The following is a 21,950-nucleotide window of genomic DNA, read 5'->3' as shown; positions in this document are numbered from 1 at the left end:
GTCAACCCGGCAGATCAGACCCGCTGATACAGCAGATCCCGCGCCAGCCAGCACCCGACCCGCACTGCCGTCACGCTGCCGCCCTGCCGCTCGAACGCCAGGGTCCAGTCTCCGGGAGCCGTGTGATCGAGTGCGCGCGGGCAGGGCAGAACCCACACATCCTTTGCCAGACGTTGGAGCATTTCCATCCGTCCATCGCCCAGGATTCCCGAAAAACCGCCATAAACCACGCCGCCCGCCAGTGTGATGGTCACTTCGGCCTCGTCCAGTTCCTCGCAGCGATAGACGCCCGCCAGTTCGGCAATATCCTCGCCGGGCGTCTCGTCACAGCGCATGAGGAGGCTCGTCCGGTTTTCTCCCGGACGTTCCACCACGACTTCTGGCCCCTCCGCAGTCTCCTGCGTCTTCACGACGACCGATCCCGCTTCGGCCCGCGTTGCCGAAATCCCTTCCAGAGCCTCCGGCACCATCAAACAGCGCAGCGTTGCTCCACCGGGTGCAGGTTCGATTCGGGCCGACAGTCCCGTCTCCCGTTCCAGATAGGTCCCATACAGCGCAGTCGGAGGCTGCGTGCTGCGGTCCGGCTCATAGGGAACACCCAGAGCCGCTGCCAGAATCTGCGCCGCCGCAACCTGTGCCGCGCTCATGTGATTGAACATCACCACGACTGACAGACGCTCGGACGCGACGTGCAGTCGATGGGAGCGCCAGCCCCGCAACGCGCCGCCATGCATCGTCACATCCCGTCCGAACATCGTGCTGCGTTGCAGGCCGAATCCATAAGGCGCGGCCTGACCGTCGCTGAACGTCACGGGCGCGGTCAGACGCCGGTAAAGACTGTCCGGCGCTTCACGTGTGGAATCAATGAACCGCTCCCAGGCGATCATGTCTTCCAGAGACGCCCCAAGCCCGGCATCTCCCGTCCAGATGACATTGTTGGCCGCCGGACGGAAGCCGCTCTCCACGGTTCCTTCATAGCCGACTGTCCCATCCGGCATGGCACGCGTATCGGCGGCCAGAATGGCGCGTTCCATGCCCACCGGATTGAAAATGGATGTCTGGAGCAGTTCGGCAAAGCTGCGTTCCGTCCGGTCCTGAAGAATGTCGGAAATCAGCCGGAAATTCTGGTTTACATAGGAATAGGACGTGCCGGGCTGAAACTGGAGCGTCCGCGTGCCCTCAATGACACGCCGGGCCTCGCGGTCTCCGAAATCCCCTTCGATGGGCGCGCCATGCAGCATCGCTACGGCCCAGTAATCCCGCAGGCCAGACTGGTTATGCGCGAGATGCAGCAGGCCCGGCGAAGGCTCGTCGAGCTGCGGCAGCCGCGCATCCACATCCGCGTCCAGTTCCGACGGATCGTCATACAGATCGAGCAGTGTGGCGCAGGTGAACTGCTTGGTGATGGAGCACATGCGAAACAGCGTGGACGGCGTAAACGGAATGCGGCGCTCCACATTCGCATAGCCCCAGCCATGCCGGACCAGAACCTCGCCGTCCTTCAGAACGGCCACAGCCCCGCCGGGACCGGGAAAACGGGCAGGGAGGGCGGAGACGGCCGCTTCAACACGGGAAAAAAGTGAATCGCTCATGGAGGGAATGATGGCTCCAGACCGGCTTGCCGTAAATGCCTTTCACCCGGCATAATTGTCCCATCATGGAGGACAATCCCGCCCCACCCCCCGTTCCTGATGCCGCATCCCTGCGTGAGGCCGCCTTGGCGCATCTCGCCCGCTTCGCCACGACCGAACAGGGTCTGCGTCAGGTACTGGACCGTCGTCTGCGCCGCTGGGGCGTGCGTGCGTCGCACGCCGGTCTGCCCAACGAAGACATCGAATCCGCCATCGCCGCCCTGCGCCCCGCCATTGACGGGATCGTCGCGTCCATGACCGATCTGGGCGCCGTGGACGACGCCGGTTATGCCCGTAACCGCGCCCTCAGCCTGACCCGGACCGGTCGCTCCCGCCGCGCCGTGGAGGCCCATCTCGCCAACAAGGGCGTCGATCAGGATACGACCCGTGAAGCCCTCAACGAGTCGCTGGGTGAGCGTTCGGATAGCGGTGCGCAGGAGGCGGAACTTGCTGCTGCCCTCGTTCTGGCCCGCAAACGCCGCCTCGGCCCGTTCCAGAGACCCGACCGGGAGGAAGAAGATCCTCTCAAGGCTATGGGTGTTTTCGCCCGTAACGGTTTTTCCCGTGATGTCGCGCAGAGCGTGCTCGACATGGACCCCGATGAGGCGGAAGACCGCATCATCGCCTTTCGAAGTCTGTGACAGTGATGGCCCGCATTCTCCGCTGCCTGCCGCTCGGCCTGCTTGCGCTCCTCGCGGCCTGTGGCAACCACTACGAATACAGCCGTGCCAGCTTCAACGGCCCGCTGCAATGCGCGCCCTATGCCCGCGAACGCACCGGGCTGAAACTGAGCGGCAGTGCGGCCTCATGGTGGGGACAGTCCAGCGGACGCTATGCCCATACCCATATGCCTCGTCCCGGAGAAGTGCTGGTTTTCCGCGCCACGTCCCGTGTTCCCAGCGGCCATGTGTCCATCGTACGCCGACAGGTTTCAGACCGCACGATCCTCGTCGATCATGCCAACTGGGAGCCCGGCCGCATCGACCACGCCGTACCCGTGACGGATGTGTCCGCCCGCAATGACTGGACGCTGGTGCGGGTCTGGTGGGCGCCTGTTCATGGTCTGGGAAAGCGCGCTTATCCGACCTACGGCTTCATTTCATCGCATGACAGTGACGACGCTTCCTGAGAGGAATGCTTGCACAATCGTTCAAGCCTTGCCACATGATGAGGCCTCGGGTGGATGCCCTCGCTTTTCGGAGTAATACACTATGGGTAGCATGAGCCCCGTTCACTGGCTGATTCTGGCGGTCGTCCTGCTCGTCGTGTTTGGCGGCGGCGGCAAGATCAGCGGCCTGATGGGAGACTTTGCGAAGGGCATCAAGTCCTTCAAGAAGAACATGGCCGACGATGAATCCATGACCGCGACGGACGCCCCGCAGGCTCCGGGTCATATTTCGCCGCCGAACCAGAACCCTGGCTATAGCCAGACGACCAACAGCGAAACACACCGCAATCAGGTCTGATGCAGAACCTCAAGGTTGATGAAAGCTGGGGCAATGCCAGCCGCCAGATCGTGCAGGCCGGCCAGCGGATGGACCAGCGCGGCTGGGTTCCGGCAACGGCGGGCAACCTGTCATGTCGCCTGCCGGATGGCCGGATCGCCATTACCCGCTCCGGCGGCCACAAAGGCTTTCTGACGGACAGCGACGTCATCGAGATCACGCCGGACGGCGTGCCGGTCGATCCCGCCAATCGCGCGAGTGCGGAAACGCTTCTGCACACGCAGCTTTACGCCCATGACCCCGCGATCGGCGCCGTTCTGCATGGCCATTCCGTCGCCGCGACCATCCTCTCCATGGATGAACCGTCCGACGCGATCACGCTGGCGGGCTATGAAGTCCTCAAGGTCTTCGAAGGCCAGACGACCCATGACACGAGCCTGGAACTGCCCCTGTTTCACAACGATCAGGACATCGCCCGGCTGGCCACGGTTGTTGCGCCAAAGCTCGCGGACATGCGCCTCGGCTATCTGATTCGCGGCCACGGCGTCTATGTCTGGGGCAAGGACATGTTTACGGCCCTGGCCCGCCTCGAAGGACTTGAGTTCCTGCTGGCCTGCGAACTCGCCCGTCTGCAGAAGAAGGCCTGACCATGAGCCGCCTGACCGTTTACCGCGATGATGCTCCCGACACGATCCTGCTGGACGTCACCACGCCCGGCGAGATTGCGGAGACCCTGCGTCCCCACAATATCCGCTTTGACCGCTGGTCGGCTCCCGTCACACCGGCGCCGGACGCCCCGGCGGAAGAGGTTCTGGAGGCCTACCGCCCCTATCTGGACACGCTGATGGGCGAGACGGGCGCGGGCAGCGCGGACGTGGTGCGGATCAACGCGTCCACGCCGAACCTCCCGGAACTCCGGAAAAAGTTTCTGTCCGAACACACCCACAGCGAAGACGAAGTCCGCTTCTTCGTGCATGGGCAGGGCGCGTTCGTCCTGCATATCCGCGGGCGCGTCTATTCCGTTTTATGCACCCAAGGGGACCTGATCTCCGTTCCTGCAGGCATCCCGCACTGGTTCGACGCCGGGCCGAAGCCGGACGTGGTGGCCCTGCGCGTCTTCACCGACACGACCGGCTGGATCGCGCAATATACCGGCGATGACATCGCCAACCGCTTCCCCGCTGAAGTTCCCTGAAAGTCCCCCATGATCCGTCTCGTCCTGCTTGATATCGAGGGCACAACCCTGCCGATCTCTTTCGTGCGGGACGTCATGTTCCCCTATGCCGCGAAAGCCCTTCCGGCCCTGATGCAGGACCACACGAACCCGACGGTCGTGGCGGCGCGGGCGGATATCGCCGTGGAATATCCGGGACAGGACCCGCTGACAGTCTGTCAGGACTGGATGAAAGCGGATGTGAAGGCAGCCCCTCTCAAGACGCTTCAGGGCCTGACCTGGCGTCAGGGTTTCGAGGACGGCACCCTTCAGGCCGACCTGTATCCGGATGTGCCACCCGCCCTGAAGGCCTGGTCGAAAGGCGGCCTGCGTCTGGCCGTCTACTCATCCGGCTCCATCCCGTCGCAGAAACTGCTCTACGGCCATACGGCACAAGGCGATCTGACGCCCCTGTTCGAAGACTTCTTCGATCTTTCGACCGGCGGGAAAAAAGACGCGGCCTCCTATGAAAAGATCACCGCCGCCGTCGGCCTTCCCGCAGACGAAATCCTGTTCCTGTCCGATATCGGCGCAGAGCTGGATGCCGCCCAGAGCGCAGGGATGAGCGTCTGTCAGCTCGTCCGCGAGCGGGACGGCACCATTCCGCATCCGGGTGTCGCGCAGGCTCCCGACCTGAACGCCGTTTCCAGCCAGTTTGGCCTGCCCGTCGCATGATCCTGCACACGGACTGGCGCCATATCCCTGCCTCCGCCCGCAATACGGTGGCAGCGCTTGGCAATTTCGACGGCGTACATCGCGGCCATGTGCATCTCCTCGAAACATTGCGGATGGCGCGGCCCGATCATCCGCTCTCGGTTGTCACGTTCGACCCGCACCCCCGAACACTGTTCCGCCCGCAGGACCCGCCGTTCCGCCTGATGCTGCCGGATGTCCGCGCCGCAGCCCTCGGCAGCCAGGGCGTTGAACACGTCTTCCAGATCCCGTTCGATGCGGAATTCTCCCGTCTGAGCGCCGACCGGTTCGTGAACGATGTTCTCGTGAAGGGTCTCGGTGTGGCGCATGTGGCCTGTGGTGCGGATTTCGCATTCGGCCACCGTCGTCACGGCAATATCGACCGTCTTGAAGCTCTTCTCGTGCCTCATGGAATTGGTCTGACCATCGTGCCCCAGCTTGTCGATGACGGGGGCCCGATTTCCTCCAGCCGCATCCGTCGCCTGTTGCAGGAAGGCTATCCTGAGCGCGCAGCCGAGGAACTGGGCCGTCTCTGGAGCATCACCGGCCCCGTCATGCACGGAGACCAGCGCGGGCGTCTTCTCGGCTTCCCGACGGCCAATATTCCCCTGACCCAGCATCTCGAACCCGCGCGCGGCGTCTATGCCGCCCGCGTTACACTGCCCGATGGCCGGGTGATCCCCGGTGTCGCCAATATCGGCCGTCGTCCCACGATCAATGACGGCCGGGAAAGCCGCCTTGAAGTCCATCTCTTCGACTTCAACGAAGACCTGTACGGCCAGACCCTCAGCGTTGCGCTGATCGCGCTGCTGCGTGAGGAAAAGAAATTCTCCGGTCTGGACGAACTCAAGGCCCAGATTGCTGCCGATGCCGCACAGGCCCGCTCCATTCTGGCTGACTGAACTTTTCCCAGTCTTCTGAATCCCGCCGGACCATCACCCTTCCCCGTTTTCGGGGGAGGGTTTTTTTTGTGCAGTATGACATTGTGTGTCGTTTCTGCCACGTCTTTGAAGAGAGAATGAGAATCCTTCGCATTTTTACGGAATCGGTATTGAGAATAATTCTCAATAAATCTTTAAGGGCAGCATCAGTTTTCGTTTGCAGGATCATGATCCGATGTCGTCCAGAACACCTCGCCCGCCTCTGGGCTCGCTCTCTCTGGCTGCCGGCCTGACGCTCGTCTGTACCGCAGCCCATGCCCAGCAGACTGATGTCCGGCACCATCACAAGGCCCGTCGTCAGACCCTCCCCAAGAATAATGCCCTGCACCCGCAGGAAACGCGGCCTCTGTCCCCGAAGAGTGTGACGCCTGTTCCGAAAACGGCGGATAACAGCATCAGCGCCGCCCCCGAGGAAGAGGAGCACCTCCAGGTCGTCGGTTTCCCCATGAACATCCTGCACGAGACCATGGGTCTGAGCCGGATGCCGGAAGATGCGCTGCATACCCCGCAGACGATCAACATCGTCCCCCAGCTTCTGATGCAGCAGCAGAACGTCAAATCCCTCGACGAAGCCCTGCGCAACGTGCCGGGCATTACAGCCTCCGTCGGCGAGGGTGAGGGCGGCATGGCGGGCGACCAGTTCCTCATCCGCGGTTTTCAGGCCCAGAACGACATTTACGAGAACGGCCTGCGCGATTTCGGCGTCTATACCCGCGACAGCTTCGATTATGACCATGTCTCGGTCATCAAGGGACCGTCTTCCGAAGTCTTCGGCAATGGCACGACGGGCGGCGCCATCAACATCACCACCAAGGTCGCCCATCTCGGCGACAGCTATGGCGGCAGCTTCTCGGGAGGCTCCGCTGATTATTATCGCGGCACGCTCGATTTCAATAAACAGATCGGGGATTCCACGGCCATCCGCATCACTGGCATGGGTAACGAGAACAACACGGTCGGCCGCGACAACGTCTATTCGCATCGCTGGGGCATCGCGCCGTCGATCGCATTCGGTCTGGGCAAGCGCACGACGTTTACGCTGGAATATTTCCACCAGACCGACAACCGCGTGCCGGATTATGGTGTGCCGGTCGTGACCAAGCCGGGCACGACCATTGCAAAGCCCCTGACGGAATACGGCCTGAACCGCAACAACTGGTACGGCACGAGCTACGATCAGGATGCTTCGAACGTGGACATGCTGACAGGCCGCCTGAAATTCGACCTGAACAGGCATATCACTCTGTATGACGACCTGCGCGGCGGCATGTACAGCCGGTACTTCTCTTCCTCACAGCCCGGCTGCGATACGACCTGCGTGGCCAATTATTTCAACAACCCCCAGGCGGCGACCGTCAACCGGCGCGGTCATCTGGGCGGTCCCGAGCCCTATCAGCAGGATGACTGGTCCGTACAGAACGTCTTCTCGGGCGTTGCGAAATTCTCCACGGGCAGCATCCGGCACCAGATCATCGCCGGCGTCGATGTCGCGCATATCTATGACCGGCGCACCAATTACGCCTATAATTTCAATGGCCAGAACGGCACGCGAACCGATACCACAAGCCTGCTCCATCCCTCCGCCACACAGCCCGGACTGCTGCTCGGCACACTGGGCCAGTATAGCGGTACCCTCGTCAGCATCCCCGGCGTTGGCCGTGCGCTCTACAAAACGGGTGATGCCACCGATGTGGGCGCGTTCTTCTCTGAACAGATCTGGCTTCTGCCGGAATTCTCGATCCGTGGCGGTTTCCGCTGGGACCACTGGGACAGTCACTATTCGGCCAATGGCGGCACGATCGGCGCAGGCGTGGCCTACGGGCAGCAGCAGGACACATTCAATCCGACCGTCAGCCTGATGTACACGCCGACCAGCGATCTCATGGTCTATTTCAACTGGGCGCAGTCCACCACGCCGCTGGGCCTGTATGTGACGAACAGCTCCGAACCCCTGAAATCCTCCACGCAGGGCTTCAGCCCCGAGCGCAGCAGTCTGTACGAACTGGGAGCGAAGTATAACGCCTTCCATGGCCGCATGGGCTTTACGGCCTCCGTTTTCCGTCTGGAAAAGGGCAACGCCCTCATGACCGATCCTTCAACGGGCGATGTGTCGTCTTCCAGCGATCGCCAGCGCAATCAGGGCGTCGAACTCAGTGTGTCGGGTGAGATCCTGAAGAACTGGACCATGATCGGCACCTACGCCTATTACGACGCCACGACCGTCTCGTCCCTGACGGCCGCCGATGTCGGCAAGCGCATCCAGTATGCTCCGAAGAACTCGGCTACGATCTGGTCCACCTATACGATCGCGCCGAACCGCCCGTGGAACGTCACGTTTGGCGGAGGCCTGACCTGGCGTGACGGCGTTTATCTGAATGCCACCAATACAGGGTATGTGCCCGCGACCGTGGAGTGGGATGCCGTGATTTCCCATAATTTCGGCAAGCACTGGCGCGTGGCCATGAACGGCTACAACCTCGACAACCGCCTGAATTACAGCAACCTGTTCAGCGATCGCGCCACTCCGGCTGTCGGACGGTCCTTCCTCTTCAACCTTTCGGCGAATTACTGAGCCGAAACAGCTTCGCCTGAAGGAGAAATTCCCATCTCTTTCAGGCGCGCGCGGACCCGCTCCAGCAGGTCCGCATCGCCTTTCGGCCCCAACGTCGTAAGCTTCTGGTCCATCGCCAGCAGGATGTCGGACGTCGCATCCACAACCGCCTGACGCCACCAACCCAGCGCCTCTTCAGTTTTTCCGGCATCCACGAGCGCCGTCGCATAATTGTGCTGCCCCCGGTAATCGCCGCCCTCGGCCGATTTCCGGTACCAGTCCAGCGCTGCCGCCCGGTCCTGCGGCACGACCCAGCCTTCTTCCAGAAAGCGCGCATAGAGGTTCATGGATTTTGCATGACCGTGACCAGCGGCCGTGCGGAACAGATCCAGCGCCCGCGGCAGATCCGCGTCCATGCCAATCCCGCGCATGGTCAGGATGCCCAGATTGTACCGGCCCCATTCGTCGCCCGCAGCGGCAGCGGCGGCATAACATTGCGCCGCCTGTTGCAGATCCTTCTCGCAGCCCCAGCCGAACTGGAAACACCGGCCGCGCATGTTGTGCCCCGGCCCGAACCCGGCACTGGCCGCGATCGTGAACCAGTCCAGCGCCCCCGCCGGATCGCGCGGAACATGCACACTGTCCAGCAGCACCTGCCCCCACTGCACGATCTGAAGGTGCTGCCCCTTCAGCGCCCCCTGCCGGATCTCTTCGATCTGCGGCGGCAGGACAGGGGCCTCGGGACGACGGGGGCGGGCTTTGCGGCCCAGAAATTTCCGAACGATCCGCTTCATCAGAGTGCCGGCACGATCTGTTCGACCGTGAAGCCGTCCTGATGCAGGAGGGCGGGCAGTCCTTTCGGCCCCGCCATATGAAGGGAGCCCACCGCCACGAACAGCGAGGTTCCGCTTTCATGGATCTTTGCAATTTTTGCAGCCATTCCAACATTCCGATCGTCCAGAAGGCGCGACATGAAGCGCCGTTCCTGCGCAGTGTTCAGGCAGTCACACCAGTCGTGGTACGCATCCAGCCGTTTCACGTCACTCGAGGCCCACATCTCCGCAAGCCGCCGGTTTTCAGTCTGGGTTTTGCCAGACGATACGCCCCTGATGATGTCATCGATGAACCCATCCTCATCCGCCGCATCCGGCCCAATCAAAAGGTCACGCTGCATCTGCACCGTCTCCAGCCCGATCAGAGGCTTCTTCAGGCTCCCGGCCATGCCCTGCAGCACGGCATCGACGGCATAATCCGGATAATAGCCGTCCCCGCGTGAGGCCAGGGATTCGACGCCAGCGGCCTCCACGCCAACGGCTACATGCGCGAATGCTACACTCGGCACGCATTGCTGATCCATGAGGGCATCCACCTTCGCTTTGCGTCCGGACTGCACGAGATGCGCCCAGCGCGCCGCATCTTCGGGTTGGCGCAGGATGGTCGCAGTATCGGGGGCGTTCAGATCAAGCTCCAGCGCGACCTTACTGCTGTGCAGGATCGCAGAGCGTGTCAGCGGACCGGGCATCAGCCAGTCCTGCTTCGCGACATGCAGCGTCCCGTACAGCCACGACGAATGGCCGTCCTTCGTCACTTTCCACAAAAAACCCCGGTCCGGCGCTGTCTGGAACATCTGCGCCATCCGGGACTTGTCCGGCACGCTCGCCGCCGTTGGACAGCGCGGGGCTTGTGCCTGTGCCACAATCCCGGCTCCCGCGTAGAAACCGAAGACAAGCCCTGCAACAGACTGGAAAAGACGATGTGCCCGCACGGATCTGCCTTCTGAAAAAAGCGCCATATCCCCCATCATCTGCCAGTCCCGCTGTCCCGGCAACCCGCTTTGAGGCGGCCCTGCATTGCTGCCGCCCTCAACCCTGGACTTGACCGGATTGGCTCCCGATCTCCATATGGTCCCCCTTAATGTGAATGACCGAAACTGGCCCGTCCCCCATGTCCGATAAGACTCCCGATCCTTCCGTCGCCGCATTCAAGGAACAGCAGGACCGCTACCGCGATACCGTGTTCCTTCCCCGCACCGGCTTTCCGATGCGTGGCGGCCTGCCCAAGCGCGAGCCCGAGACGCTCGCCCGCTGGGCTGCGATGGGGCTGGACGACCGGATCCGCGAAGCCGGGAAGGGACGTCCCGTCTTCACGCTTCACGACGGCCCCCCCTACGCCAACGGTCACATTCATATCGGACACGCCCTGAACAAGGTGATGAAGGACGTGGTCAACCGCGCCCATCGCATGTCGGGTTACGAGGTCCGTTATCTTCCGGGCTGGGACTGTCATGGCCTGCCGATCGAATGGCGGATCGAGGAGCAGTATCGCAAGGCCGGCAAGGACAAGGACCAGGTGCCGCTGCTCCAGTTCCGCGCCGAGTGCCGCCAGTACGCTGCCGAATGGGTCCAGAAACAGGCTGAAGACTTCAAGCGCATCGGCGTACAGGCCGAATGGGCCAACCGCTATGTGACGATGGACTTCAGCTCCGAAGCCAAGATCGTCGATGAAATCGGCAAGTTCCTGCTCAATGGCAGCCTCTATCGCGGCCTGCGCCCAGTCATGTGGAGCCCGGTCGAGAAGACCGCCCTGGCCGAAGCCGAGATCGAATACCACGATATCGACTCCACCACGATCTTCGTGGCCTTCCCGGTCATCAAGGACCCGACGCCCGCCCACGCCCTGAGTGGCGTCTCGGCCGTCATCTGGACGACCACGCCCTGGACCATCCCCGCCAACCGCGCGCTCGCTTACGGTCCGGACATCACCTACGTGGTTCTGCGCGTTGACGAGACGAACGAGAACAGTGTCGTTCCGCAGGGAGCGAAACTGTTGGTGGCTGAAGACCGCGTGGAAGCGTTCTCCGCGGATGCCGGCATCACGGCCTATCACATTCTCTACACCCTGCCGGGCAATGGCCTCGAAGGCGCGGTCTGCGCCCATCCGCTGCGTGGCCGTGGGTATGAATATGACGTGCCGATGCTGCCGGGCGAGTTCGTCACGACCGATGCCGGTACGGGCCTTGTCCACATGGCGCCGTCGCACGGTCAGGACGACTTTGCACTCTGCCGCCAGTACGGCATCGAAGTCCCCGAACTGGTGGAAGACGACGGTCGTTACGCGCCGTGGGTTCCGCATCTGGCTGGCATTCACGTCTTCAAGGCCGCCGATCCGGTCTGCGACCTGCTGACGGAAGCCCGCCAGTCCGCCGAACATGACGACGCACCCGCCACCGGCCTTATGGCCCGCGGCTCGGTCCGCCATTCCTACCCGCATTCCTGGCGCTCCAGAGCCCCGATCATTTTCCGCGCGACGCCGCAGTGGTTCATCGCGATGGATGGCGAGACGAAGCTGCGCGAAAAATCCCTCAGTGCGCTGGATAACGTCACCTTCGTCCCCGAAGCGGCCCGTCGCCGTCTCACGTCGATGATCGAACAGCGCCCCGACTGGTGCATCTCCCGCCAGCGCGCCTGGGGCGTGCCGATCGCGGTCTTCGTTGAGAAGCGCACCGGCGAGGTCCTGCGTGATGCCGCCGTCATGCAGCGCATCGTCGAGGCCTTCCGGGAGAAGGGGGCTGATGTCTGGTATGAAGCCGACCCGGCCGTGTTCCTTAGCGCCGACCGCAATGCCGCCGATTACGAACAGGTCTTCGACATCGTGGATGTCTGGTTTGAAAGCGGCTCGTCCCATCGCTTCGATCTGGGGCAGGAGGGGCTGAACTTCCCCGCCGATGTCTACCTTGAAGGCTCGGATCAGCATCGCGGCTGGTTCCAGTCCTCCCTGCTGGAAAGCGTGGGCACGATGGGCGTTGCGCCCTACAAGGCGCTCGTGACCAACGGCTTCGTCATGGACGAGCAGGGCCGCAAGATGTCCAAGTCGCTGGGCAATGTCGTGGCCCCGTCTGACGTGACGGACAGTCTCGGCGCGGATATTCTGCGTCTGTGGGTCCTGAACTCCGACACGAACGAAGACCTTCGCATCGGGCAGGAAATCCTCAAGCAGCAGGGCGAGCTCTACCGCCGCCTGCGCAACACGCTGCGCTGGCTCCTCGGCGCGCTTGATGGCTTCACGCCTGAAGAAGCCGTGTCTTATGCCGATCTGCCGCCGCTGGAGCAGTATATCCTGCACCGCCTTTCGGAACTACGCGGCCTGATCTCCAGCGCGGTCGAAACGCATCAGTGGGTGGGTGTGTATCCGGCGCTGCACGGGTTCTGCACCACCGACCTCTCGGCGTTCTATTTCGACATCCGCAAGGACGCGATCTACTGCGACGCCAAATCCGATCCGACGCGCCGCGCGGCCCGCACGGTTCTGGACGTCCTGCACCGCGCGCTCTGCACCTGGCTGGCCCCTGTTCTCGTCTTCACGGCGGAAGAAGCCTGGCAGGCCCGTTTCGGCGAGAACGACAGCGTGCATCTTGCGCAGTTCTTCGAGCCGGACGTCGAATGGAACGACCCCGAACTCGGCAACCGCTGGGAAGACATCCGCGCCTATCGCCGCCTTGTCACGACCGAGCTGGAAACGGCCCGTCGTGACGGCACGATCGGCTCCTCGCTCGAAGCCAGCGTCACGCTGCCGCTGTCGCAGGAAGAAGCCGGAATTCTGGGGGGGCTCGACTGGGCCGAACTTCTCATCACGTCCCATGCCGAAACCGAGCTGCTGCCGGGCGACACGGCCCATGGCGGCCCGCAGGTCGAGCGTGCGCCGGGCCATAAATGCGCCCGCTGCTGGAAAGTCCTGCCGGAAGTTGGCGAAAATGCCGAACATCCTGCCCTGTGCCGCCGCTGCATCGACGTGGTGAGCGCCTGATGTCCCTGTGGCATGACGGTATGAGCCGCACGGGGCGCATGGTTCTGGGCTTCGTTCTGCTGCTTCTGGTTCTCGTTCTGGATCAGGCCAGCAAGGACTGGATCCTGTATGCCTATCATCTGCCGGATCGCGGCTCGGTCGAGATCCTGCCGTTCCTGAATTTCACGATGGTCTGGAACCATGCCGTGACCTTCGGCATGTTCGGCGGCCTCGGCAGCCGGGGGCCCTGGATCTTCTGCGCTGTCTCGCTGATCGCGGTGGGGCTTCTGGTCTGGACGCTGACGCGCACGAAGCGCACGCTGGTGGCGGCGTCGTGTGGCGCGATCGCCGGGGGTGCCATCGGCAATGTCATTGACCGTTTGCGCTATGGCGCGGTCGTGGATTTTCTGCACGCCCATGCGTTCGGCTGGTCATGGTATGTCTTCAACGTCGCGGATTCCGGGATCGTCTGCGGTGTGGCCGTCTGGCTGATCGACTCCCTTCTCGCCGAACGTCAGGCCGCCAGAGCTTCGAACACGAAGTGATACGCTGGCGGAACTTGTTTCCACGTCCCGGTCCGGCCTTGCTCCCGCGCCGTGTGAACTGTAGGAGTGTTCCAATCATGATCGCGTCCCAGGGGCCCTCCATGCGTCGTAACCGTCTTTTCGTTGCCCGTCTCAGTGTCCAGATGGGTGCCATGGCTTCCGTCGGCCTGCTGCTTTCGGGCTGCTCGGGCGCCGATGTCTCCCGCGCGATCGGTCTCGAACGGGCCATGCCCGACGAGTACACCGTTACAACCCGCGCGCCGCTCTCCATGCCGCCTTCCGAGCAGATGCAGCTCCCCGGCGCGGCGGATGCCCATCGCCCGGACGAAAGCCCGCGCATGCAGGCGCTCGAAACGCTCTCGCCGGACACGGCCCTGCATCCGGACTCCGGTAAAGGCAGCACGGGGCAGACCGCACTGGTCGGACAGGTGGACAAGTCCGCCAATGCGCCGAACAATGCCGAACTCGGCGCGGCCGATGCCGGCTTTGTGGACAACCTGATGTTCTGGAAAGGCGGCAATGCCGGGTCCGTCGTCGATGGTGACGGCGAAAACCGTCGCATCCGCGAGAACTCGGCTCTGGGCCGCAACCCCGCAACGGGCGCCACCCCGACGGTCCGCAAGAAGAAAGCCTTCCTCGGCGTTCTCTGAGTATGCCCGTTCCTTCCGCTCCCTGACGGGGCAGAAGGAACGGCCCTGTCTGCCGTCCGGCTCCAGTCTGGACGATGAGGAGGCATCGTGACCGAGGCCCCGTCCTTTCCCAGCCCCCCAAGCCGCCCAACAATCCGTCGCCTGTCCGGTCATGTCATCGACCTGATCGCAGCGGGTGAGGTCATCGGACGTCCTGCCGCCGCGCTGAAGGAACTGGTCGAAAACGCCATTGATTCCGGCGCAACCCGCATCGTGGTCGCGCTGCGTGCAGGCGGGACGGACCGGATCGACGTTACGGATAATGGTTGCGGCATGAGCCCGCTTGAGCTGGAACTGGCTGTCGAGCGGCACTGCACTTCCAAACTTCAGGACGACCATCTCGTCCAGATCCGGACGCTCGGGTTCCGGGGCGAGGCTCTGCCCTCCATCGGCGCCAGCGCGCGGCTTTCCATCACGTCCCGCACGCCCGATGCCGACACCGCCTGGTGCATTCGCGTTGATGGCGGCGTCATCACCCCGCCACAGCCCGCCTCCGGCCCGGTCGGCACGCGCATCGTTGTGACGGATCTGTTCTTCGCCACCCCGGCGCGACGCAAGTTCCTTAAGAGCGCGCGCGTCGAGAGCGGCCATGCCGAGTCCGTCATGCGACGGCTGGCCCTGTCCGCGCCCCATTGCGCCATGCGTGTCCTGCTGGACGACAAGGTCCTGTTCGATCTGCCCGAACAAAGCCCGATCAGTCGTGCGGCGTCCATCCTCGAGACCACGCCCGATACGCTGATCCCGCTCGACGAACAGCGCGGTGCGGTGCGCCTGTCGGGTTTTGCCTGTGGTCCGGCCCGGACCCGCGCCACCGGATCGGGGCAGTTCATTCTGGTCAACAACCGCCCGGTGACAGACCCGATGCTTCGCACTGCCATTCGCGTGGCCTATCGTCCCGTCATCGAACGCGGCCGCTTCCCGGTCATGGCGTTGCATCTGAAAGTGCCGCTGGAACGGCTGGACGTGAACGTCCATCCCGCCAAGACGGAACTGCGTTTCGCCGACGAAGCCGAAATCCGCTCCCTCGTCATCGGCGGTCTGGGCCGGGCTCTGGGGCATGGCTCGAAGGGCGGCGGCGGCATCCATGCGAGCTTCGCCCCGCGGTCTTCCATCGTCTATCCGCCCCGGTCACCAGAAATCCGTCCGCCGGAACTGCGCGAGACGATGACGTCGCTCCCGTTGCAGGCCAGCCTGCCCCCAGCCTCGACGTCAGGGTCTGAGCGTGCACCCCAAACCCCGCAGGCCGCGCCCCGTCAGGGTTTCGCGGAAACGGACCCCGCTTTCGCTCCCGCCGCCCGCGCCCCGCAGCAGCCCGAGGTGCTCGATCCGGCGTTCCCGCTCGGCGCGTCCATCGCGCAGGTTTTCGACACCTACATTCTCGCGCTTGCGCCCGATGGGGACCTGATCCTCGTGGACCAGCATGCAGCCCATGAACGCCTGACCCATGAGCGTCTGCGCGAACAATACGCGAGCGGCGGTACCCTGCGTGCGCAGGCCCTCCTCCTGCCCGAAGTGGTGGATCTGCCCCGCCGCGAGGCCGAGGCCCTCATGGCACGGGCGGAGGATCTGGCCAGACTCGGGATCGACCTCGAATCCTTCGGCCCTGGCAGTGTGCTGCTGCGGTCGGTTCCGGCCCTTCTGGGCGCGCAGGACATTCAGGGCCTCCTGAAGGACGTCGCTGACGAACTGGCCAGCGATCCGGATCTGGATGCCGCCAGTACGGGAAGTTTCGCACATCATCTGGATGCCATTCTCGCGCGCATGGCCTGTCATGGAAGTATCCGCGCAGGTCGTCGTCTCAAGCCTGAAGAAATGGATGCCCTGCTGCGGGAGATGGAACGTACGCCGCGCGCCAATACCTGCTCGCATGGACGGCCCACATGGCTCAGACTGACACGACGGGAACTTGAACGCCTCTTTGGGCGCGTAAAATAACACGCAGGGTTGAAGAGTGGTTTCTTGCAGCCCCATGTTAGGACCAGCGGCGATCACTTTGCCGACAGGAAAGACAACAGAATGTCAGCGTCACTACAAGGCAGTTCCGAGGCCAGCTCAGAAGTCAGCGATGCCTCGCTTATCCACTCTCTCCGCGCCATTCTCGGGGCGCGACATGTCCTGACGACACCTTCGGCGACCTATCGCTTCCGCAAGGGGTTCCGTTTCGGCATGGGAGACGTGGTGGCGGTGCTTCAGCCGGGCAGCCTTGTCGAATTGTGGCGTGCCGCGAAGCTCTGCGCCGAATCCGGTCGGATCATCATCATGCAGGCCGCCAATACGGGCCTGACGGGCGGCTCCACCCCTGATGGCAACGACTATGACCGGGGTGTGGTCATCATCAGCACAAACCGTCTGGACGGCATCCACCTGATTGGCGAGGGGCGGCAGGTCGTGTGTCTGCCCGGTTCCACCCTGCATGATCTGGAAGACAAACTCGCTGCCATTGGCCGCGAACCGCATTCCGTGATCGGGTCGTCCTGTATCGGTGCGTCGGTTCTGGGCGGTGTCAGCAACAATTCCGGCGGTGCGCTGGTCCAGCGCGGCCCCGCCTTCACCGAAATGGCGCTGTTCGGCCAGATGGGTCCGGACGGCAAACTGCATCTCGTCAATCATCTCGGCATCCGTCTGGACGGCAACCCGGAACAGATCCTCGCCGCCGTGCAGGCCGGACAGCTTCCTGAAGCCGCCATCGACTGGAACGCCGGACGCGGTCACGACGAAAATTACGCCACCCATGTCCGGGACGTGGATGCCGATACGCCCGCCCGGTTCAATGCCGATCCCAACCGCTGGTATGAAGCTGCGGGATGCGCGGGCAAGCTGGTCGTGTTTGCGGTCCGCTTGGACACATTCGAGGCGAACAAAAACCCGGCCGTGTTCTATATCGGGACGAACAGCACGTCCGATCTTGAAGACCTCCGCCGTCATGCCCTGACCCATTTTGACGAACTGCCGATCGCCGGTGAGTATCTGCACCGCGATGCGTTCGACATCGCCGAGAAATACGGTAAGGACACGTTTGCGGTCATCCGCTATTTCGGCACGAAATATCTGCCGAAATTCTTCTCGATGAAGTCCCGCTTCGACGTTTTCGCTCAAAAGCTGCCGTTCCTGTCCGATCATTTCAGCGATCTGGCGATGCAGGTCCTCAGCCACTTCCTGCCGAAGCAGCTTCCCCGGCGCATGTGCGAGTACCGTGACCGTTTCGAGCATCACCTGATGCTCAAGGTCTCGGCCCCCATGACCGCGCCCGTTCGGACCTATCTGGAACAGTGGGCCTCAGGCACGGGGGGCGCTTTCTTCGAATGTACGCCCGAAGAAGGCAAGCTTGCCTTCCTGCACCGCTTTGCCGCGGCCGGTGCGGCCGTGCGGTACCGCGCAATCCACACGAAAACCGCCGAAGACATCGTGGCGCTCGATGTCGCCCTGCGCCGCAATGATCGTGAGTGGTTCGAGGTTCTGCCGAAGGAGATCGAGGACAAGATCATCGTCAAACTCTATTACGGTCATTTCTTCTGCCACGTGATGCACCAGGATTACGTGATCAAAAAGGGCTACAACGCCATGCAGGTGGAGCACGACATGCTCCCCGGACTGGACGCCCGCGGCGCGCGCTATCCGGCGGAACACAATGTCGGGCATCTCTACAAGGCGCCGGACGAGATGGTCGCCCATTACCGCAGCCTCGATCCGTGCAACTGCTTCAATCCGGGCATTGGCCTTGCGACAAAGACCCGGAACTGGGTTGCCGAGAGCGTCTGACGCTCCCGACTCTCCTTAGAATGCGGCGGTCAGGTTCATGTTGAAAGACCGCCCCATTCCCGGCAACGGCCCCAGAACACCCGTAGCGTCGTAATCCCCCAGCGAGAGTCCGCCCAGCGGCAGATAATACCGCTGGTTCAGCACGTTCGCGAGTTCGGCATTGAGCGTGAAATACCGCCAGCGATAGCTCCCCCCAAGCCCCAGCAGAGCATAGCCGGGCGTGCGGGGCTCGTTGCGCAGCCAGTCCACGGTGTCCTTGGATTTCACGAGCGTCACCTCGACGCGACCTGTCCAGTTCTCATAGGTCTCGTGCAGCCCGATCAGGCCATTCGCAGGCATCTGGTGATACAGGCCCGAATGCGTGACCAGATCCACACCGCGCACCCAGTTGATGTTCCCGACCAGCTCGCCCCGTCCATAAGCCGTCCTGTCCCACAGACGCACTGAGCCTGAGGCGTTGATGCCATAGCTCTGGGCATTGTGGTTGACGAAACCCAGCATCGACAGCCCGTTCGAGAAGCTGCCCAGCCGCCGGACGTTAATGTAGTTATGCGTGTAGGTATAAAACGGCTGGATCTTCAGATCCCAGCGCTGGGTCGGGTTCGGATCATGCCAGTCCACCGTGACACTAGCCGTATTCGCGACCTCGGGCGACAGGTTCAGGTTCCCCACATAGCCGTTGCCATCGCCAAACCAGCCGATCATGCGCGTCGCCATGCTGCCCATCCCCCAGGCATAACGCTCATACAGGTTTGGCGAGCGCGTCTTGCGGGCATAGCCCCCTTCAATGGACAGGCTGTCCAGCGGCTTCCAGCGGCCCGTTGCGGTCACGTCGAAATTGACGTCCGTGCGCCCGCGTGACGCCTGGTTGAACCGCTCCGCCGCCATCGCATCGGCCATGGCCATCATCCCGGTCCAGGAATAGGGCGCGACCTTGCCCGTATTCATCATCACCAGATCGTTGCGGAATCCGAGCTGTGTGGAAAAGCGGGGCAGCCACTGCGCGTCCCATTCCGCGAAATGACCCAGCCGGTCCCGATGGCCGTTATTGATGTTGTGATAGGTGCCTGGCCCCATCATCATGCTGCCCTGAAGCGGCGGCCACCAGTCGTTCAGTCCGTTATGGTCGAAGGAACTGCCCAGCTTGAGCGTGTGCTTCAGCCCGAGCGGAATGGTCGCCTTGATCGCATAGGTCGCCGTCCGCGCATCCGTATTCATCGGCATACCCGTGGTCGCGCTGTGACCGCCCTTGTCCGAAAGCATGTCCATGACATGCGTCACCCGCTGCCAGGAGCCGCGCACATCGAGCGTGCCCCAGTCGAAGTCGCCCTTGTACTTGCCGTTCACGAAGGTGGAGCGGTTATTGGTCATGTCCATGTACTGGTTGGGAAAGCCCTCATAGGGGATGTCCTGCTGACCGAAGGTCAGGGCCAGAAGATGGTTGGCCTTCTTCACGCCCAGCGTCACGGCATGGTTGAAGCTCAGATACTCGGTGGACCGCACCTGTTTCCCGCTCCCGCCTGCCTGATAGTCGCTGGCATGGGAATAGGACGCCGTATAACGCAGGCTGAACATGTCATTGGCAACCGTCAGGGACCCTGAAGCCCCCGAACCGCCACCATTGCTGCGATAATCCCCCCGCACATGCCCGGTCACGAGGATATTGCCAGTTTTGGCAAAGAGCGGGTCTTTGCGCTCGATCTCGACGGTCCCGCCGATGCTGTCTCCGCCCAGACTCACGGGTGTGATCCCCGCAATCGCCACGGCACGCGAGACGCTGTCCGGATCGACATAGGACATGGCGGGATTCATATGGTTCGGACAGGCGGCATCAATCCGCATGCCGTCCACGAGCGTCGCCACCCGGTCGTCGGCCATACCGTTCAGAACGGGCAGGGCGGAGACACCACCTGCGGAATAGGTGCTGTAACCGAGCGCATGGTCCAGAAGATGCGCTGTATCCGCGCTGGTCGTCTGGGGTTGGCGTATGCCGATAACGTTCAACTGCTCGGCTTTGGCAGACTCGACGGAGTCCGGCGGGGAGAGGACATCCTGTGCGGATGCTCCTGAAAAGGCGGTCAGGGTAAAGAAAAGCGCCGTCAGGCACGGGCGCGCATAACCTGCGTCCGTGCGGGTCCTGTAATGGGGGAGCATGGTCCACATCCTCGACTGATCTGAAATCCAGTCACGGCGGATCACGCCCCACAGACTGTCCCAACAGAGACAGACCGCAGGCACTTTCGTCCTCCGCCATGACCACAATGGGGTTCAGACGAGGCGAGGTGGCCCTCGGGAGGGGGGAAGCAGTCGCCAGATCGCGGGAGGCGCACGCGGCGCCCCGGGCGTCTGGCGGATCTGACGTCCTATGGTCCCACAGGCCGGCAGTATAGGCAGGCTGGCCAGAATGACCGCCAGAAGCTGCAACAGCGGACAGAGCGGGCAGGTGCCGTCATGCGAATGGTGATGATGCTGATGTCCAGCGGTCATGCCGGGCATCGGCCCGGACATGTGCTCCATCATCACCATGGGGGAAGGTGCAATGTCGATGCCCGTCAGGCGCTCGATCGTCGCCCGGGGACTTTCTTCGGGATAGGAACATCCCTGAAGAACGAGCTGCCCCAGAAACCCCAGAAGAACCACGGCGATGACTGCCAGCGCAGGCAAACCGGAGCGTCGGTTCGAAGGGGGAAAGAGGCGGGACATGACGCCCGCATCTGGCGCCCGCATCCCCTACCGGTCAAGAGCGCGAAATACGTCCCGACCCTATATTTCTGTCTGTTTTCAGCCGATTATAGGGCCCGCATTGCGTCAGTGCAGGGATTTCTGCCGACCGGTCAGCACATTCCCCGCCGAGGCAGCAGCAATGCACAGTACGCCCATCCAGCGCATTGCGGACAGGGCCTCATGCAGAAACACGAATCCTGACAGAGCGCCCAGCATCGGCTCCATGCTCAGCAGGATCCCCAGATCGCGCGGGCTCAGGGTCCGCATCGCCATCATGTCCAGAATATACGGCACCGCCGAAGAGAGGACCGCCACGCTCAGCGCCGCCCCGCCCTGCCAGGGGTGGGTCAGGACCGTCGGGATCGTCGGGATCAGGCAGGGCAGAAGCAGGATGGCCGCCGTGCTCATGCCCAGTGTCGTGGCGACGGGTGCGGGGAACATTTTCCCCATCCGCGTGCCGGTCAGGATATAGACCACCCAGCCGCACCCGCTCAGAAGGGCCGCCGCCACGCCGAACAGGTTGAGCGACGCCAGACCTGCTGTCGATCCTTCGGGGCGCAGCAGCAGGAACAGCCCCGCAACCACAAGCCCAGCCCAGCACAGATCCAGCCAGCGGCGGGAGCCGACCAGCGCCAGCGTCAGGGGGCCGGTGAACTCAAGAGCAACGACGACACCCAGCGGCAGCCGGACCAGCGCCACGTAAAAGCAGAAATTCATGATCGCAACGGCGGCCCCGTAAGGCAGCAGGAGCTTCAGCCGTTCGACCGTCAGCGTACCGCGTGTCGGGCGCCAGATGCACAGCAGGATCACAGCTGCCAGACAGACGCGCAGCCCCACCATGCCGGTTGGGCCGAACAGCGGGAACAGTCCTTTCGCCAGCGTTGCGCCGATCTGAAAGGAGGAAATTCCCCCGATCAGACATCCGACGGCCTTGAGCTGGCTATGAGACTCCGTGGAGCTGGCCGGTGACGACACGC

19 protein-coding genes are annotated in these 21,950 nt (G+C 63.0%); 13 read left to right on the top strand and 6 right to left on the bottom strand.

What is annotated here, in order from left to right; translation table 11 throughout:
• Positions 1-14 precede the first annotated feature (14 nt).
• A complete protein-coding gene (locus HK22_RS05515; RefSeq protein WP_086648597.1) occupies positions 15-1,592 on the bottom strand; it encodes a D-aminopeptidase in 1,578 nt (525 codons plus the stop codon).
• 65 nt (positions 1,593-1,657) lie between these two features.
• Between HK22_RS05515 and HK22_RS05510 the strand changes: the two genes are divergently transcribed.
• The 8 genes from HK22_RS05510 to HK22_RS05475 all read left to right on the top strand — a co-directional run bounded on the left by HK22_RS05510 (position 1,658) and on the right by HK22_RS05475 (position 8,495).
• Positions 1,658-2,272 carry a regulatory protein RecX gene (locus HK22_RS05510; protein WP_086648596.1) on the top strand — a complete coding sequence of 205 codons (615 nt, stop codon included), beginning with the start codon at positions 1,658-1,660 and terminating at the stop codon, positions 2,270-2,272.
• A gap of 5 nt (positions 2,273-2,277) precedes the next feature.
• The gene (locus HK22_RS05505; RefSeq protein WP_062030684.1) at positions 2,278-2,760 is read left to right on the top strand and encodes a CHAP domain-containing protein; all 483 of its coding nucleotides are present in this window, start codon (positions 2,278-2,280) and stop codon (positions 2,758-2,760) included.
• A gap of 82 nt (positions 2,761-2,842) precedes the next feature.
• Entirely contained in the window at positions 2,843-3,097 is a 255-nt protein-coding gene (locus tag HK22_RS05500; protein WP_062108393.1) for a twin-arginine translocase TatA/TatE family subunit, read from the top strand.
• A complete protein-coding gene (locus HK22_RS05495) occupies positions 3,097-3,723 on the top strand; it encodes a methylthioribulose 1-phosphate dehydratase (RefSeq protein WP_062108391.1) in 627 nt (208 codons plus the stop codon). Before HK22_RS05500 ends, HK22_RS05495 begins: the two co-directional genes overlap by 1 nt.
• A 2-nt stretch (positions 3,724-3,725) precedes the next feature.
• Entirely contained in the window at positions 3,726-4,271 is a 546-nt protein-coding gene (locus tag HK22_RS05490) for an acireductone dioxygenase (protein ID WP_062030690.1), read from the top strand.
• 9 nt (positions 4,272-4,280) lie between these two features.
• Positions 4,281-4,964 (top strand): acireductone synthase, encoded by a 684-nt coding sequence (gene mtnC, locus HK22_RS05485; protein ID WP_086648595.1) that lies wholly within the window; start codon positions 4,281-4,283, stop codon positions 4,962-4,964.
• Positions 4,961-5,884: a bifunctional riboflavin kinase/FAD synthetase gene (locus HK22_RS05480; RefSeq protein WP_077803712.1), complete on the top strand. Its 924-nt coding sequence runs from the start codon at positions 4,961-4,963 to the stop codon at positions 5,882-5,884. Before mtnC ends, HK22_RS05480 begins: the two co-directional genes overlap by 4 nt.
• Positions 5,885-6,098: 214 nt before the next feature.
• On the top strand, positions 6,099-8,495 hold the full coding sequence (locus HK22_RS05475; RefSeq protein ID WP_086648594.1) for a TonB-dependent siderophore receptor: 2,397 nt from the start codon (positions 6,099-6,101) through the stop codon (positions 8,493-8,495).
• Here the strand turns inward: HK22_RS05475 and HK22_RS05470 are convergent.
• A complete protein-coding gene (locus tag HK22_RS05470) occupies positions 8,489-9,268 on the bottom strand; it encodes a tetratricopeptide repeat protein (RefSeq protein ID WP_086648593.1) in 780 nt (259 codons plus the stop codon). The genes HK22_RS05475 and HK22_RS05470 overlap by 7 nt on opposite strands.
• On the bottom strand, positions 9,268-10,266 hold the full coding sequence (locus HK22_RS05465; RefSeq protein ID WP_233142425.1) for a TraB/GumN family protein: 999 nt from the start codon (positions 10,264-10,266) through the stop codon (positions 9,268-9,270). The genes HK22_RS05470 and HK22_RS05465 overlap by 1 nt, the downstream gene beginning before the upstream one ends.
• A 152-nt stretch (positions 10,267-10,418) precedes the next feature.
• Here HK22_RS05465 and ileS point away from each other — a divergent pair, with 152 nt between their 5' ends.
• From ileS to dld, 5 genes are all read left to right on the top strand, one after another.
• A complete protein-coding gene (gene ileS / locus HK22_RS05460; RefSeq protein ID WP_086648591.1) occupies positions 10,419-13,277 on the top strand; it encodes an isoleucine--tRNA ligase in 2,859 nt (952 codons plus the stop codon).
• A complete protein-coding gene (gene lspA, locus HK22_RS05455; RefSeq protein ID WP_082780147.1) occupies positions 13,277-13,801 on the top strand; it encodes a signal peptidase II in 525 nt (174 codons plus the stop codon). The genes ileS and lspA overlap by 1 nt, the downstream gene beginning before the upstream one ends.
• A 77-nt stretch (positions 13,802-13,878) precedes the next feature.
• Positions 13,879-14,451 carry a DUF3035 domain-containing protein gene (locus HK22_RS05450; protein WP_062030712.1) on the top strand — a complete coding sequence of 191 codons (573 nt, stop codon included), beginning with the start codon at positions 13,879-13,881 and terminating at the stop codon, positions 14,449-14,451.
• Between the two features lie 87 nt (positions 14,452-14,538).
• Positions 14,539-16,425: a DNA mismatch repair endonuclease MutL gene (gene mutL / locus HK22_RS05445; RefSeq protein ID WP_086648590.1), complete on the top strand. Its 1,887-nt coding sequence runs from the start codon at positions 14,539-14,541 to the stop codon at positions 16,423-16,425.
• 81 nt (positions 16,426-16,506) lie between these two features.
• A complete protein-coding gene (gene dld / locus HK22_RS05440; RefSeq protein ID WP_062108384.1) occupies positions 16,507-18,249 on the top strand; it encodes a D-lactate dehydrogenase in 1,743 nt (580 codons plus the stop codon).
• 15 nt (positions 18,250-18,264) lie between these two features.
• On the opposite strand, the gene HK22_RS05435 is transcribed toward dld, so the two are convergent.
• The 3 genes from HK22_RS05435 to HK22_RS05425 form a co-directional block, all read right to left on the bottom strand.
• Positions 18,265-20,403, bottom strand: coding sequence for a TonB-dependent receptor (locus HK22_RS05435; RefSeq protein ID WP_143412387.1), 2,139 nt, complete (start codon positions 20,401-20,403; stop codon positions 18,265-18,267).
• Between the two features lie 114 nt (positions 20,404-20,517).
• Positions 20,518-20,952 carry a DUF2946 family protein gene (locus tag HK22_RS05430; RefSeq protein WP_062108478.1) on the bottom strand — a complete coding sequence of 145 codons (435 nt, stop codon included), beginning with the start codon at positions 20,950-20,952 and terminating at the stop codon, positions 20,518-20,520.
• 105 nt (positions 20,953-21,057) lie between these two features.
• Positions 21,058-21,948 (bottom strand): DMT family transporter, encoded by an 891-nt coding sequence (locus HK22_RS05425; RefSeq protein ID WP_077803719.1) that lies wholly within the window; start codon positions 21,946-21,948, stop codon positions 21,058-21,060.
• Positions 21,949-21,950: the final 2 nt, after the last annotated feature.

This window comes from Gluconobacter sp. DsW_056 (genome assembly GCF_002153595.1).
GTDB lineage: Bacteria > Pseudomonadota > Alphaproteobacteria > Acetobacterales > Acetobacteraceae > Gluconobacter > Gluconobacter albidus.
The sequence above is the reverse complement of the archived record's forward strand: the minus strand, read 5'-3'. Positions and strand labels throughout refer to the sequence as shown.

What these genes read in the sequence shown, in the direction of transcription:
- HK22_RS05515 (WP_086648597.1), bottom strand. Translation starts at nt 1,592, where the DNA reads ATGAGCGATTCACTTTTTTCCCGTGTTGAAGCGGCCGTCTCCGCCCTC.
- HK22_RS05510 (WP_086648596.1), top strand. Translation starts at nt 1,658, where the DNA reads ATGGAGGACAATCCCGCCCCACCCCCCGTTCCTGATGCCGCATCCCTG.
- HK22_RS05505 (WP_062030684.1), top strand. Translation starts at nt 2,278, where the DNA reads ATGGCCCGCATTCTCCGCTGCCTGCCGCTCGGCCTGCTTGCGCTCCTC.
- HK22_RS05500 (WP_062108393.1), top strand. Translation starts at nt 2,843, where the DNA reads ATGGGTAGCATGAGCCCCGTTCACTGGCTGATTCTGGCGGTCGTCCTG.
- HK22_RS05495 (WP_062108391.1), top strand. Translation starts at nt 3,097, where the DNA reads ATGCAGAACCTCAAGGTTGATGAAAGCTGGGGCAATGCCAGCCGCCAG.
- HK22_RS05490 (WP_062030690.1), top strand. Translation starts at nt 3,726, where the DNA reads ATGAGCCGCCTGACCGTTTACCGCGATGATGCTCCCGACACGATCCTG.
- mtnC (WP_086648595.1), top strand. Translation starts at nt 4,281, where the DNA reads ATGATCCGTCTCGTCCTGCTTGATATCGAGGGCACAACCCTGCCGATC.
- HK22_RS05480 (WP_077803712.1), top strand. Translation starts at nt 4,961, where the DNA reads ATGATCCTGCACACGGACTGGCGCCATATCCCTGCCTCCGCCCGCAAT.
- HK22_RS05475 (WP_086648594.1), top strand. Translation starts at nt 6,099, where the DNA reads ATGTCGTCCAGAACACCTCGCCCGCCTCTGGGCTCGCTCTCTCTGGCT.
- HK22_RS05470 (WP_086648593.1), bottom strand. Translation starts at nt 9,268, where the DNA reads ATGAAGCGGATCGTTCGGAAATTTCTGGGCCGCAAAGCCCGCCCCCGT.
- HK22_RS05465 (WP_233142425.1), bottom strand. Translation starts at nt 10,266, where the DNA reads ATGGCGCTTTTTTCAGAAGGCAGATCCGTGCGGGCACATCGTCTTTTC.
- ileS (WP_086648591.1), top strand. Translation starts at nt 10,419, where the DNA reads ATGTCCGATAAGACTCCCGATCCTTCCGTCGCCGCATTCAAGGAACAG.
- lspA (WP_082780147.1), top strand. Translation starts at nt 13,277, where the DNA reads ATGTCCCTGTGGCATGACGGTATGAGCCGCACGGGGCGCATGGTTCTG.
- HK22_RS05450 (WP_062030712.1), top strand. Translation starts at nt 13,879, where the DNA reads ATGATCGCGTCCCAGGGGCCCTCCATGCGTCGTAACCGTCTTTTCGTT.
- dld (WP_062108384.1), top strand. Translation starts at nt 16,507, where the DNA reads ATGTCAGCGTCACTACAAGGCAGTTCCGAGGCCAGCTCAGAAGTCAGC.
- HK22_RS05435 (WP_143412387.1), bottom strand. Translation starts at nt 20,403, where the DNA reads ATGCTCCCCCATTACAGGACCCGCACGGACGCAGGTTATGCGCGCCCG.
- HK22_RS05430 (WP_062108478.1), bottom strand. Translation starts at nt 20,952, where the DNA reads ATGTCCCGCCTCTTTCCCCCTTCGAACCGACGCTCCGGTTTGCCTGCG.